Origin of the sequence: Klebsiella sp. JB_Kp004, assembly GCF_040065795.1 — a bacterium.
Taxonomy (GTDB): domain Bacteria; phylum Pseudomonadota; class Gammaproteobacteria; order Enterobacterales; family Enterobacteriaceae; genus Klebsiella; species Klebsiella quasipneumoniae.
The window spans coordinates 52,537-65,053 of the sequence record NZ_JBEAKW010000007.1; the positions used below are offsets into that span (position 1 = coordinate 52,537).

A 12,517-nucleotide genomic window follows, 5' to 3' on the forward strand; every position below is an offset into this window, starting at 1 on the left:
TTGCCATTTCGTCTTCCGGCAGTGCTCGAAATGCTCACGTACTTCGTGTACGCTCCGCTTTCTGCGCGCTGGCGGTAGACGAACTGGCTGCGACACCCACGCCCCTTGAATGATGATGAGCTGATATGTCGCTATCCCGACTGCTAATCAAAGACTTCCGCAATATTGAACATGCGGATCTCGCTTTATCTCCCGGCTTTAACTTCCTGGTTGGCGCGAACGGCAGCGGCAAAACCAGCGTGCTGGAAGCCATCTACACGCTCGGCCATGGCCGGGCGTTTCGCAGTTTGCAAATTGGCCGGGTGATCCGCCACGAGCAGGAGGCCTTTGTTCTGCATGGCCGTCTGCAGGGCGAAGAGCGGGAAACCGCCATCGGCCTGACCAAAGACAAACAGGGCGACAGCAAGGTGCGTATCGACGGCACCGACGGCCACAAAGTGGCGGAGCTGGCGCACCTGATGCCGATGCAGCTGATTACGCCGGAGGGGTTTACTTTACTCAACGGCGGCCCCAAATACAGAAGAGCATTCCTTGACTGGGGATGCTTTCATAACGAAGCCGGATTCTTCACCGCCTGGAGCAACCTGAAGCGCCTGGTCAAGCAGCGCAACGCCGCGCTGCGTCAGGTCAGCCGTTATGCCCAGCTGCGGCCATGGGATCTGGAATTAATCCCGCTGGCGGAGCAGATCAGCCGCTGGCGTGCCGAATACAGCGCCGCTATCGTCGAAGACATGGCGGATACCTGTCAGCAATTTTTACCGGAATTCTCGCTCTCTTTCTCCTTCCAGCGCGGCTGGGAAAAAGAGACCGACTACGCTGAAGTGCTGGAGCGGAATTTCGAGCGTGACAGAATGTTAACCTATACCGCCCACGGCCCGCATAAAGCGGATTTCCGTATTCGCGCCGACGGGGCGCCGGTGGAAGATACCTTGTCGCGCGGGCAGCTTAAGCTGCTGATGTGCGCCCTGCGTCTGGCGCAGGGCGAGTTCCTCACCCGCGTCAGCGGGCGGCGCTGCCTGTACCTGATAGATGATTTTGCCTCGGAACTCGATGATGCCCGCCGCGGTCTGTTATCCAGTCGCCTGAAAGCGACGCAGTCGCAGGTTTTCGTCAGCGCCATCAGCGCTGAGCACGTTATGGACATGTCGGACAAAAATTCGAAGATGTTCCGCGTGGAAAAAGGTAAAATAACGGATTAACCCAAGATTAAATGAGCGAGAAACGTTGATGTCGAATTCTTATGACTCCTCCAGTATCAAAGTCCTGAAAGGGCTGGATGCGGTGCGTAAGCGCCCGGGTATGTATATCGGCGACACGGATGACGGCACCGGTCTGCACCACATGGTATTCGAGGTTGTGGATAACGCTATCGACGAAGCGCTCGCGGGTTACTGCAAAGATATCGTGGTGACCATCCACAGCGATAACTCCGTCTCCGTCCAGGATGACGGCCGCGGCATCCCGACCGGCATTCACCCGGAAGAGGGCGTCTCCGCAGCGGAAGTTATCATGACCGTCCTGCACGCTGGCGGTAAATTCGATGATAACTCCTATAAAGTCTCCGGCGGTCTGCACGGCGTAGGCGTCTCGGTGGTTAACGCCTTGTCGCAGAAGCTGGAGCTGGTTATCCAGCGCGATAACAAAGTGCACAAGCAGATGTATGAGCACGGTGTGCCGCAGGCGCCGCTGGCCGTGACCGGCGAGACCGACAAAACCGGCACCATGGTGCGTTTCTGGCCGAGTCTGGAAACCTTCACCAACGTCACCGAGTTTGAATACGATATCCTGGCGAAACGCCTGCGCGAACTGTCGTTCCTGAACTCCGGAGTCTCTATCCGCCTGCGCGATAAGCGCGACGGCAAAGAAGATCATTTCCACTACGAAGGCGGCATCAAGGCGTTCGTTGAGTATCTCAACAAGAACAAAACGCCGATCCACCCGAATATCTTCTATTTCTCTACTGAAAAAGACGGTATCGGCGTGGAAGTGGCCCTGCAGTGGAACGACGGCTTCCAGGAAAATATTTACTGCTTTACCAACAACATTCCGCAGCGTGACGGGGGGACTCACCTTGCCGGCTTCCGCGCGGCGATGACCCGTACCCTCAACGCCTACATGGACAAAGAGGGCTACAGCAAAAAAGCGAAAGTCAGCGCCACCGGCGACGACGCCCGTGAAGGCCTGATTGCCGTGGTATCGGTGAAAGTGCCGGATCCAAAATTCTCCTCGCAGACCAAAGACAAGCTGGTCTCCTCCGAGGTGAAATCGGCGGTTGAGCAGCAGATGAACGAACTGCTGAGCGAATACCTGCTGGAAAATCCGTCCGATGCGAAAATCGTGGTCGGCAAAATTATTGACGCCGCGCGCGCGCGCGAAGCCGCGCGTCGTGCCCGTGAGATGACCCGCCGTAAAGGCGCGCTGGATCTGGCTGGCCTACCGGGCAAACTGGCGGACTGCCAGGAACGCGACCCGGCGCTCTCCGAACTGTACCTGGTGGAAGGGGACTCCGCGGGCGGCTCTGCGAAGCAGGGGCGTAACCGCAAGAATCAGGCGATCCTGCCGCTGAAGGGCAAAATCCTCAACGTTGAGAAAGCCCGCTTCGACAAGATGCTCTCTTCCCAGGAAGTGGCCACGCTGATCACCGCTCTGGGCTGCGGCATCGGCCGCGATGAGTACAACCCGGACAAACTGCGCTATCACAGCATCATCATCATGACCGATGCGGACGTCGACGGCTCGCACATTCGTACCCTGCTGTTGACCTTCTTCTATCGTCAGATGCCGGAGATCGTCGAGCGCGGCCATGTCTATATTGCTCAGCCGCCGCTGTACAAAGTGAAGAAAGGCAAGCAGGAACAGTATATTAAAGACGACGAAGCGATGGATCAGTATCAGATTGCCATCGCCCTCGACGGCGCCACCCTGCATACCAACGCCAATGCGCCAGCGCTGGCGGGCGAACCGCTGGAAAAACTGGTTGCTGAGTTTAACGCCACCCAGAAAATGATTGGCCGCATGGAGCGCCGCTTCCCGAAAGCGCTGCTGAAAGAGCTTATCTATCAGCCGACCCTGACCGAGGCCGATCTGGCGGACGAACAGAAGGTGACCCGCTGGGTGAACACTCTGGTCTCCGAGCTGAATGAGAAAGAGCAGCACGGCAGCCAGTGGAAATTTGATCTCCATGAGAACAAAGAGCTGCAGCATTTTGAACCGGTTATTCGCGTTCGTACCCACGGCGTGGATACCGACTATCCGCTGGATAATGAGTTCATTATGGGGCCGGAATATCGCCGTATCTGTACCCTGGGCGAGAAACTGCGCGGCCTGATGGAAGAAGATGCTTACATCGAGCGCGGCGAACGCCGTCAGCCGGTAGCCAGCTTTGAGCAGGCTCTGGACTGGCTGGTTAAAGAGTCCCGTCGCGGCCTCTCTATCCAGCGCTATAAAGGTCTGGGCGAGATGAACCCGGATCAGCTGTGGGAAACCACCATGGATCCGGACAGCCGCCGTATGCTGCGCGTGACCGTCAAGGACGCGATTGCCGCCGACCAGCTGTTCACTACCCTGATGGGCGATGCCGTTGAACCGCGTCGCGCCTTTATCGAAGAGAACGCCCTGAAAGCGGCTAATATCGATATCTAAGCCGTGTGTTCCCCCGGCGCGAGTTTGACCGGGGTAACGGAATGCCTGAGCCCGGTCGCATAGCGCGACCGGGCTTTTCTTTGCCAGTAAAAGGGGAATCCTCTGCTGCGGTTCCATCCCCCTTTCTGGCCGACACTTTTACTGTTTTTTGAGCGGAATCGCGTTAGCATGAGGGAAGACTCATCTTACCCGGGGATCCTATGGCTATTAAACTGATTGCAATTGATATGGACGGCACGCTGCTGCTGCCCGATCACACTATCTCTCCCGCCGTTAAAAACGCCATTGCCGCCGCCCGTGAAAAAGGGGTGAACGTGGTGCTGACCACCGGCCGCCCTTACGCGGGTGTCCACAGCTATCTGAAAGAGCTGCATATGGAGCAGCCGGGTGATTACTGCATCACCTACAATGGCGCGCTGGTGCAGAAAGCCGGGGACGGCAGCACCGTCGCACAAACCGCGCTGAGCTATGACGACTATCGCTTCCTCGAACAGCTCTCCCGCGAAGTCGGCTCCCACTTCCACGCGCTCGATCGCAATACGCTGTATACCGCGAATCGCGATATCAGCTACTACACCGTGCATGAATCCTATGTGGCGACCATCCCGCTGGTGTTCTGCGAAGCGGAAAAGATGGACCCTGAGATCCAGCTGCTGAAGGTAATGATGATCGATGAGCCGGCGATCCTCGACAAGGCCATCGCCCGTATCCCGGCGGAAGTGAAAGAAAAGTACACCGTGCTGAAAAGCGCGCCTTACTTCCTCGAAATACTGGATAAACGCGTCAATAAAGGCACCGGCGTGAAGTCGCTGGCCGATGCGCTGGGTATCAAACCGGAAGAGATTATGGCGATAGGCGATCAGGAAAATGATATCGCGATGATTGAATTTGCCGGCGTCGGCGTGGCGATGGATAACGCCATTCCGGCGGTCAAAGAAGCGGCGAACTTCATTACCAAATCGAACCTCGATGATGGCGTCGCCTTCGCTATTGAAAAATACGTTTTAGCGTAAGCTTCCTTCAGGTCCGGCGTTCGTCGGGCCTGTCTTCTCTTTTTTCATGAACAGATGTTAATCCGCATTTAAATCCCTTATTCCGCACAGGGGATTCTATAAGCTACCCGCCCTCTTTTTTTGCAATTCAGAACTAACATCAGATTTTTCATGAATAAACGCCATTATTTGATGTTGGTTACGCTGCCATTCGCCTCTGTTCAGATTTGCGCGGCCGCGGAACCAACGACGCCGCTTGAGCCGGCGTACGCCTATCACGGCGCCGAGCCCGCGGATCTGCCGGCGCCAGAAAGTCGCCAGCCTGCGGCGACAGCATCGTCCTCGCTACTCCCTTTGCTAGGCGACGAGGCCAGAAAGCGTGGCTACGTCCTGCCGCTGCCGTTTGGCGTCAGCATTAACTATATGGATATGCGGCAGAATATTAATGTCGACAGCATTAGCTTCACCGGCCTGTCGCTGGACGGCCGCAATATCGATTGCGGTAAGGATCCTGTTTGTAAACGCGCCGTGAAGCACATTTTCGGAAATGGGCCGGTCTCGCTGGACAACGCCTTCCAGATTGGCGTCGGTAATACGCGGGAAAGCAGCAAAACCGAGACGCTCAAGCTGGATGCCTGGCTGCTGCCGTTTATGAATGTTTATGGTCTCGTCGGACACACCGAGGGGCACTCCATTTCGCAGATTGCCGTCGGGCTGAAGGGGCCGAACGGCAAAGTGGTGCCGATGCCGGGGATGCAGGACCTCGACTTTCGCCTCGATTTTAAAGGCACCACCTATGGGATGGGCACCACGCTGGTGGGCGGCATCGGCAACTGGTTTACCGTACTGGACGCTAACTACACCCAGACGCGCTTTGATATCCTCGACGGCAGCATCGATGCGTTTACCTTTTCGCCTCGCGTAGGCTATCGTTTCAATACGCCATCGGTCGATGCGCTACATCTCCCGGCCGGAAAGCTGAATCTATGGGTCGGCAGCATGTATCAGGACGTGCAGCAAGAGTTTAAGGGTAGCCTTAACGATCTCTCGATGCCGTCGCCGATGCTGCAAAACATGGTCAACCTGGCCAACCAGGACAATCATGGCCGCTTTGATGTGAAACAGCATCTGCAGTCGCCGTGGAACGTGCTGGTGGGAGCGCAGTATGAGCTGACGCAGAATTTTAATATCACCACGGAGTTTGGTTTTGCCGAGCGTAACAGCTTCTTTATCTCCGGCGAGTATCGCTTTTGAGCCGACCGCTTAACCCTGCTCTGTTGCTTCTGACATGGGCGCTATGCGCGCCGGTCCAGGCGCAGGCCATCAGCCGCGAGCAAATCGACGGCTGGCTGCAGCATCTCGGCGCCAGCGATAGATTCGACGCCAGCAAAGGCATTGACTGGGGCGTGATGCCCGGTCCGTTCTATACGCCGGAGCTGGGGCTGGGCATCGGCACTGCCGTCGTCGGTCTCTACCGTCCCGATCCGCAGGATACCACCAGCCAGAATTCCACGCTGACGCTCAGCGGCTACGCCAGCTCCACCGGCGCCTTCGGCCTTAGCGTGAAAAACTACGCTTTTTTTGACCACGACCGATGGAGAATTTTTGTTGATGGATCGATGGCCAACACCCCGACGTATTTCTGGGGACAAGGCTTTCATGCCGGCGATAAAGACAACGAAAAAGAGAAATATACCGCCCAGGTGCTGACCCTGCGCCCGACGGTCTACCGGCAGCTTATCGACAATGTTTATCTCGGCGCCGGATGGTCGCTGGCGGCGCAGAATGCCGATGAGATGGACCATAACGATCTGCCGAAAATTGAAAATACCCCGCAGGGGCCGTCGGTATTCAGCTCGGGCGCCAGCGTCGCGCTCAACTGGGACGATCGCGACTTCGTCCCCAATCCGCGCCGGGGTCAGTATGCCAACTTCCGTTACACCCACTATGCGCCCGGCTTAGGCAGCGATACCCGCTTTGACGAATTTCAGCTGCACTATAGCCATTATCATGCCCTCAGCGAGAAGAGCGTCCTCGCCTGGGAGGCCGATGGCGCTTTCACCCAGGGCGATGTGCCGTGGAGCATGATGCCCCTGCTGGGCAGCGATGAGCGGATGCGCGGCTACTATCAGGGGCGTTATCGCGACAAAAACGTCGTTAGCAGCCAACTGGAATACCGCCGGCAGCTCACCTGGCGACACGGGATTGTGGCCTGGGCCGGGGCGGGAACCATGGGGCCATCCATGGATTCCCTGAATGACGGACGCTGGCTGCCTTCGGCGGGCGTCGGCTACCGCTTTGAATTCAAACCTCGCGTTAACGTTCGCCTCGACTACGGTATCGGCAAAGGCAGCAGCGGCTTTTACTTCCAGGTCGGCGAAGCGTTTTAAGCTTGTCGCCGGGCATTAAACCCGCTGCGGATTGCGGTATGCTAAGGCCACTCTAATATCGGCCCGGTCAGCACACCATGAAACAAGTTACCTTTGCCCCTCGTAACCACCAGCTCACCAATACCCGTACCTGGACCCCCGACAGTCAGTGGCTGGTGTTCGACGTCCGCCCGTCCGGTGCGTCGTTCACCGGCGAGACCATTGAGCGAGTGAACGTAACCAGCGGCGCGGTGGAGACCATTTATCGTGCCACGCAAGGCGCGCACGTGGGCGTGGTGACCGTGCATCCAACCCAGGAGCGCTACGTGTTCATTCACGGCCCCGAGCGGCCGGATGCGCAATGGCAGTATGACTTTCATCACCGCCGCGGGGTGGTGGCCTTTCAGGATACCGTCGAGAATCTGGACGCCATGGACATTACTGCCCCTTACACCCCCGGGGCGCTGCGCGGCGGCAGCCACGTCCATGTCTATAGCCCCAACGGCCAGCTGGTCAGTTTTACCTACAACGATCATGTGCTGCACGAGCGCGACCCGGCGCTGGATCTGCGCAACGTCGGCGTGGCCGCGCCGTATGGACCCGTGACGCCGCCGGGCCACCATCCGCGCGAATATGGCGGCAGCCACTGGTGCGTGCTGGTGAGCCGCACGACGCCGACTCCCGCGCCGGGCAGCGATGAGATTAATCGCGCCTATGAAGAGGGCTGGGTCGGGAACCATGCGCTGGCGTTTATTGGCGATACGCTGGCGGAAAACGGCGACAAAGTCCCGGAGCTGTTTATTGTCGAGCTGCCGCAGGATGAAGCCAGCTGGAAGCAGCCCGGCGGGGAGCCGCTGGCCGGTACCGCAACCACGATGCCCGCGCCGCCGGCGGGCGTCAGTCAGCGTCGTTTGACCTTCACCCACCATCACCGTTATCCGGGGCTGGTGAATATTCCACGTCACTGGGTGCGCGCCAATCCACAGGCTACGAGCATCGCCTTCCTGATGCGCGACGACGCCGGTGTGGTGCAGCTGTGGCTGATTTCCCCACAGGGGGGCGAGCCGCGGCAGTTGACGCATCACACGTCGGGTATCCAGTCAGCGTTTAACTGGCACCCGTCGGGAGAGTGGCTGGGCTTTGTACTGGAGGGGCGGATTGCCTGCTGTCATGCCGGCACAGGCGATATCACCTTTTTAACCGAGGCGCATGCTCATGCGCCCTCGGCGGACGCGATCGTCTTTTCGCCAGACGGTAAACAGATTGCCTGGATGGAGGAGGTGGACGGTTATCGCCAGCTGTGGGTCACGCAGACCGGGCGATAACTTACTGGGCAGGCATCGGCGCTGGCGGGATCACCGAGTTGGTCGCCAGCGTGGCCTTCTCGCTCTTTTCGACCCGAGATTTGATTGAGCTGTCGGTGCGGAACATATCCCACGGCAGCAGCAGGGTATCCATGACGGCGGTGAACGGCATGTCCAGCGCCACCAGCGATTTCACACCCCAGTTGGTATTGTTGTCCCCCAGCGTTTGCGCACTGGATCGCGTGCCCGGATAGGTTCCCTCTTTGCCACCGGTATGTGACATTACGCTGGAGCAACCGCTCAGGCTTATTATCCCGCTGAACAGGACCAGCTTTAACAGTCGTCTGCTTTTCATTGTTCTTCCATCGTCGTTTCGGGCGTTGAGATAACCTTTTAGCGGTTATATCGGGCCATCCCGTGAATGCATAGCGTTATTGCGCCGCACTGTGGCGGGCATCGCACTTTGCTTTTTGTGCTCCTCCCCCCAGTCTAAGCAATCATCGGCAAACTGCAAAAAAAAACGCCCTCAATCCCTTGAAAAGCACGGGGAGAAACCCATTTTATAGGTGTAACCCACTGAGAATACGCCTGAGGGGTATTCCGGATTACCGCGGCCTGTCCACGATGGAAGGTCATTTGATTCTCGCTGATTTTCAGGAGCTATTTATTATGCGTAACTTCGATCTCTCCCCGCTTTATCGTTCAGCCATTGGTTTCGACCGCCTGTTTAACCTGCTGGAAAACAATCAAAGCCAGAGCAATGGCGGCTACCCTCCGTATAACGTCGAGCTGGTAGACGAAAACCACTATCGCATCGCTATCGCGGTGGCTGGCTTTGCTGAAAGCGAGCTGGAGATCACCGCCCAGGACAATCTGCTGATCGTCAAAGGCGCCCACGCTGCCGAGCAGAAAGAGCGTACCTACCTGTATCAGGGGATCGCCGAGCGTAACTTCGAGCGCAAATTCCAGCTGGCGGAAAACATTCATGTCCGCGGCGCCAACCTGGTAAACGGTCTGCTGTATATCGATCTGGAACGGGTGATCCCGGAAGCGAACAAGCCGCGCCGTATCGAAATCAACTAATTGTCCCTCTCAGGCCGCGTGGCGGCCTGATGTAACAACCTGCTCGCCGTCAGGGAGCATATGCGAATTCGCGCAATTCGCAGACATTCACTCGCTTCACAGAAGGAGAAAACAGTATGCGTAACTACGATTTATCCCCCCTGCTGCGTCAATGGATCGGTTTTGACAAACTGGCCAGCGCCCTGCAAACCGCCGGTGAAAGCCAGAGCTTCCCGCCCTATAACATCGAAAAAAGCGACGATAACCACTACCGCATCACCCTTGCGCTGGCCGGTTTCCGTCAGGAAGATCTGGATATTCAGCTGGAAGGCACCCGCCTGGTGGTAAAAGGCACGCCGCAGCAGCCGGAAAAAGAGACCACCTGGCTGCACCAGGGGCTGGTGAGCCAGGCCTTCAGCCTGAGCTTCACCCTCGCCGACAACATGGAGGTCTCTGGCGCGACCTTCACCAACGGTCTGCTGCATATCGATCTGACCCGCCATGAGCCTGAGCAGATCGCCCCGCAGCGCATCGCCATCAGCGAACGACCGGCGTTAAATAGCTAATAAAGCAACCTATTGATAAAGCCCCGATTTTCGGGGCTTTTTTGTGCCGGTCTGTTTGCTGGTATTGTGCGCCAGGCTGCATACAACCCGTCTGGCAGCGGTCATAATCCCTGTTAATAATAATGTTATTCACAGGGACGATACCATGAGTGAGATAGCATTGACGGTCAGCGTACTGGCGCTGGTGGCGGTGATTGGGCTGTGGATCGGCAATGTCAAAATCCGCGGCGTCGGCTTTGGTATTGGCGGCGTGTTGTTTGGCGGCATTATCGTCGGCCACTTTGTCGATCAGGCGGGAGTCGCCCTCAGCAGCCCGATGCTGCATTTTATTCAGGAATTCGGCTTGATCCTGTTTGTCTACACCATCGGTATCCAGGTGGGGCCGGGCTTTTTCGCCTCGCTGCGGGTCTCAGGCCTGCGGCTCAATCTTTTCGCTATCCTGATCGTGATTCTTGGCGGCCTGGTCACGGCGGTGCTGCATAAACTGTTCAATATTCCTCTCCCGGTGGTGCTTGGCATCTTCTCCGGCGCGGTGACCAACACGCCGGCGCTGGGGGCCGGGCAGCAAATCCTGCGCGATCTCGGGGTGCCGTTCGAGGTGGTCGATCAGATGGGGATGAGCTATGCGATGGCGTATCCGTTCGGCATCTGCGGCATTCTGCTGACCATGTGGCTGGTGCGCCTGTTCTTTCGCATCAATGTTGAGAAAGAGGCTCAGCAATTTGAGGAGAGCAGCGGCAACGGCCATGCCCATTTGCACACCATCAATGTGCGGGTGGAGAACCCCAACCTCAACCAGATGGCGATTCAGGATGTGCCGATGCTCAACAGCGACAATATCGTCTGTTCGCGACTGAAGCGCGGTGAGCTGCTAATGGTGCCTGCGCCGGGCACCCTTATCCAGGCCGGCGATCTGCTGCACCTGGTGGGGCGGCCGGAGGATCTGCACAATGCGCAACTGGTTATCGGCCAGGAGGTGGCCACCTCGCTGTCGACGCGCGGCACCGACCTGAAGGTTGAGCGGGTGGTGGTGACTAACGAGAAAGTGCTGGGGAAGAAAATACGCGATCTGCACGTCAAACAGCGCTATGACGTCGTGATCTCCCGGCTTAATCGCGCTGGCGTCGAGCTGGTGGCCAGCAGCAGCGCCAGCCTGCAGTTTGGCGATATTCTCAACCTGGTCGGCCGTCCGGAGGCGATTGACGCCGTGGCCGCCGAGCTAGGTAACGCCCAGCAGAAGCTGCAGCAGGTTCAGATGCTGCCGGTATTTATCGGCATCGGTCTCGGGGTACTGCTGGGATCTATCCCGTTGTTTATTCCCGGCTTCCCCGCCGCCCTGAAGCTCGGGCTGGCCGGGGGGCCGCTGATTATGGCGCTGATTCTCGGGCGCATCGGGAGCATCGGCAAGCTGTACTGGTTTATGCCGCCGAGCGCCAACCTGGCGCTGCGCGAGCTGGGGATCGTGCTGTTTCTGGCGGTGGTCGGGCTGAAATCGGGGGGCGACTTTGTGGCGACCCTTACCCAGGGCGATGGCCTGAGCTGGATCGCTTACGGCATTTTCATCACCGCCATCCCGCTGCTGACGGTAGGCATTCTCGCGCGCATGCTGGCGAAAATGAACTATCTGACGCTGTGCGGCATGCTGGCCGGCTCGATGACCGACCCGCCGGCGCTGGCCTTCGCCAACAATCTGCACGCCACCAGCGGCGCGGCGGCGCTCTCTTACGCTACCGTCTATCCGCTGGTGATGTTCCTGCGGATTATCACCCCGCAGCTACTCGCCGTGCTGTTCTGGGGGCTGAGCTAGCGGGCTGTGCGCCTGGACGCGACGCAGATGGTAGTCCACCTGATACTCGCTGGCGTTGCGGAACATAACCGAATAGTTAAGAAACTCGCCGCTGTCGCTGTAGGAAAGGGAGGTAATCCGCAGCAGCGGCGTCTGCTCCGGAACGTTCATTGAGCGCGCCAGCTGCCTGTCCGCCAGCACCGGCGTCAGGGTCTCATAGTTCCCGCTGATGATGATCCCGCACTCCTTCTCAATATAATCAAATTTCGATCCCTCCAGATGGCTCAGCGACAGGTTACGGAACAGCTTCACCGGCATATAGCTATCCTCCAGCATCAGCGGCTTGCCGTCGACGAAGCGCACCCGCCGCGAGAAGTAGATCCGTTCATCAATTTTAATTCGCAGCAGGCTGGCGATGGCCGGCGGAGCAGGCATCACTTCGAAGGCCAGCACCTGGCTTACCACCTCTTTACCCTGCTTGCGCAGCACTTCCGCCAGGCCGGTGAGATTGCTGGTTTCATGATGGACGTCTTTACGCGCCACGTAGGTCCCCGAGCCGTGGCGACGGACCACCAACCCCCAGTCCACCAGCAGGTCGATGGCTTTGCGGATGGTCATGCGCGCTACCCCGAACTCCTCTGCCAGTTTTTTCTCTCCCGGCAGCGGGCTGCCGGGAGAGAAGTCGGCAGAATTCAGCCGCAGCCGCAGGCGGTCAGCAATGGATTTGTAGATCACTAATAGTCCTCTTGTACAGGAAAGAGCGAGGTTATTTTCTTCACCTGTTATTAAAAAATAA

Annotated in this window: 11 protein-coding genes and 1 other annotated feature; of the genes, 9 read left to right on the plus strand and 2 right to left on the minus strand. The window is 57.9% G+C overall.

Annotation, left to right across the window (positions count from 1 at the left end; translation table 11 throughout):
* Nucleotides 1-125: 125 nt before the first annotated feature.
* The 6 genes from recF to ABLX76_RS09335 all read left to right on the plus strand — a co-directional run bounded on the left by recF (nucleotide 126) and on the right by ABLX76_RS09335 (nucleotide 8,328).
* Nucleotides 126-1,199 carry a DNA replication/repair protein RecF gene (gene recF / locus ABLX76_RS09310; RefSeq protein WP_032454434.1) on the plus strand — a complete coding sequence of 358 codons (1,074 nt, stop codon included), beginning with the start codon at nucleotides 126-128 and terminating at the stop codon, nucleotides 1,197-1,199.
* 28 nt (nucleotides 1,200-1,227) lie between these two features.
* Nucleotides 1,228-3,642, plus strand: coding sequence for a DNA topoisomerase (ATP-hydrolyzing) subunit B (gyrB, locus tag ABLX76_RS09315; RefSeq protein ID WP_004202281.1), 2,415 nt, complete (start codon nucleotides 1,228-1,230; stop codon nucleotides 3,640-3,642).
* Between the two features lie 200 nt (nucleotides 3,643-3,842).
* Nucleotides 3,843-4,655 carry a sugar-phosphatase gene (gene yidA, locus ABLX76_RS09320; protein WP_023291455.1) on the plus strand — a complete coding sequence of 271 codons (813 nt, stop codon included), beginning with the start codon at nucleotides 3,843-3,845 and terminating at the stop codon, nucleotides 4,653-4,655.
* A gap of 150 nt (nucleotides 4,656-4,805) precedes the next feature.
* Nucleotides 4,806-5,888, plus strand: a complete 1,083-nt coding sequence (locus ABLX76_RS09325; protein ID WP_023291454.1) for a hypothetical protein — start codon at nucleotides 4,806-4,808, stop codon at nucleotides 5,886-5,888.
* 20 nt (nucleotides 5,889-5,908) lie between these two features.
* Nucleotides 5,909-7,024 carry a BamA/TamA family outer membrane protein gene (locus ABLX76_RS09330; RefSeq protein ID WP_165476275.1) on the plus strand — a complete coding sequence of 372 codons (1,116 nt, stop codon included), beginning with the start codon at nucleotides 5,909-5,911 and terminating at the stop codon, nucleotides 7,022-7,024.
* Between the two features lie 77 nt (nucleotides 7,025-7,101).
* The gene (locus ABLX76_RS09335) at nucleotides 7,102-8,328 is read left to right on the plus strand and encodes a DUF3748 domain-containing protein (protein WP_289552551.1); all 1,227 of its coding nucleotides are present in this window, start codon (nucleotides 7,102-7,104) and stop codon (nucleotides 8,326-8,328) included.
* 1 nt (nucleotide 8,329) lies between these two features.
* On the opposite strand, the gene ABLX76_RS09340 is transcribed toward ABLX76_RS09335, so the two are convergent.
* On the minus strand, nucleotides 8,330-8,662 hold the full coding sequence (locus ABLX76_RS09340) for a YceK/YidQ family lipoprotein (protein WP_023291451.1): 333 nt from the start codon (nucleotides 8,660-8,662) through the stop codon (nucleotides 8,330-8,332).
* A gap of 245 nt (nucleotides 8,663-8,907) precedes the next feature.
* Nucleotides 8,908-8,983, plus strand: a sequence feature (ROSE (Repression Of Heat Shock gene Expression) occurs in the 5'-region of heat shock genes and acts as an RNA thermometer to modulate expression.).
* Here ABLX76_RS09340 and ibpA point away from each other — a divergent pair.
* From ibpA to ABLX76_RS09355, 3 genes are all read left to right on the plus strand, one after another.
* Nucleotides 8,977-9,390, plus strand: a complete 414-nt coding sequence (gene ibpA, locus ABLX76_RS09345; RefSeq protein WP_004151523.1) for a small heat shock chaperone IbpA — start codon at nucleotides 8,977-8,979, stop codon at nucleotides 9,388-9,390. It overlaps the preceding feature by 7 nt.
* A gap of 116 nt (nucleotides 9,391-9,506) precedes the next feature.
* Nucleotides 9,507-9,935 (plus strand): small heat shock chaperone IbpB, encoded by a 429-nt coding sequence (gene ibpB, locus ABLX76_RS09350; RefSeq protein ID WP_023291450.1) that lies wholly within the window; start codon nucleotides 9,507-9,509, stop codon nucleotides 9,933-9,935.
* A 145-nt stretch (nucleotides 9,936-10,080) separates the two neighbouring features.
* Nucleotides 10,081-11,742, plus strand: coding sequence for a putative transporter (locus ABLX76_RS09355; protein ID WP_032454425.1), 1,662 nt, complete (start codon nucleotides 10,081-10,083; stop codon nucleotides 11,740-11,742).
* On the opposite strand, the gene ABLX76_RS09360 is transcribed toward ABLX76_RS09355, so the two are convergent.
* Nucleotides 11,710-12,456 carry a GntR family transcriptional regulator gene (locus ABLX76_RS09360; protein WP_086075997.1) on the minus strand — a complete coding sequence of 249 codons (747 nt, stop codon included), beginning with the start codon at nucleotides 12,454-12,456 and terminating at the stop codon, nucleotides 11,710-11,712. The genes ABLX76_RS09355 and ABLX76_RS09360 overlap by 33 nt on opposite strands.
* Between the last annotated feature and the right edge of the window lie 61 nt (nucleotides 12,457-12,517).

What these genes read in the sequence shown, in the direction of transcription:
- recF (WP_032454434.1), top strand. Translation starts at nt 126, where the DNA reads ATGTCGCTATCCCGACTGCTAATCAAAGACTTCCGCAATATTGAACAT.
- gyrB (WP_004202281.1), top strand. Translation starts at nt 1,228, where the DNA reads ATGTCGAATTCTTATGACTCCTCCAGTATCAAAGTCCTGAAAGGGCTG.
- yidA (WP_023291455.1), top strand. Translation starts at nt 3,843, where the DNA reads ATGGCTATTAAACTGATTGCAATTGATATGGACGGCACGCTGCTGCTG.
- ABLX76_RS09325 (WP_023291454.1), top strand. Translation starts at nt 4,806, where the DNA reads ATGAATAAACGCCATTATTTGATGTTGGTTACGCTGCCATTCGCCTCT.
- ABLX76_RS09335 (WP_289552551.1), top strand. Translation starts at nt 7,102, where the DNA reads ATGAAACAAGTTACCTTTGCCCCTCGTAACCACCAGCTCACCAATACC.
- ABLX76_RS09340 (WP_023291451.1), bottom strand. Translation starts at nt 8,662, where the DNA reads ATGAAAAGCAGACGACTGTTAAAGCTGGTCCTGTTCAGCGGGATAATA.
- ibpA (WP_004151523.1), top strand. Translation starts at nt 8,977, where the DNA reads ATGCGTAACTTCGATCTCTCCCCGCTTTATCGTTCAGCCATTGGTTTC.
- ibpB (WP_023291450.1), top strand. Translation starts at nt 9,507, where the DNA reads ATGCGTAACTACGATTTATCCCCCCTGCTGCGTCAATGGATCGGTTTT.
- ABLX76_RS09355 (WP_032454425.1), top strand. Translation starts at nt 10,081, where the DNA reads ATGAGTGAGATAGCATTGACGGTCAGCGTACTGGCGCTGGTGGCGGTG.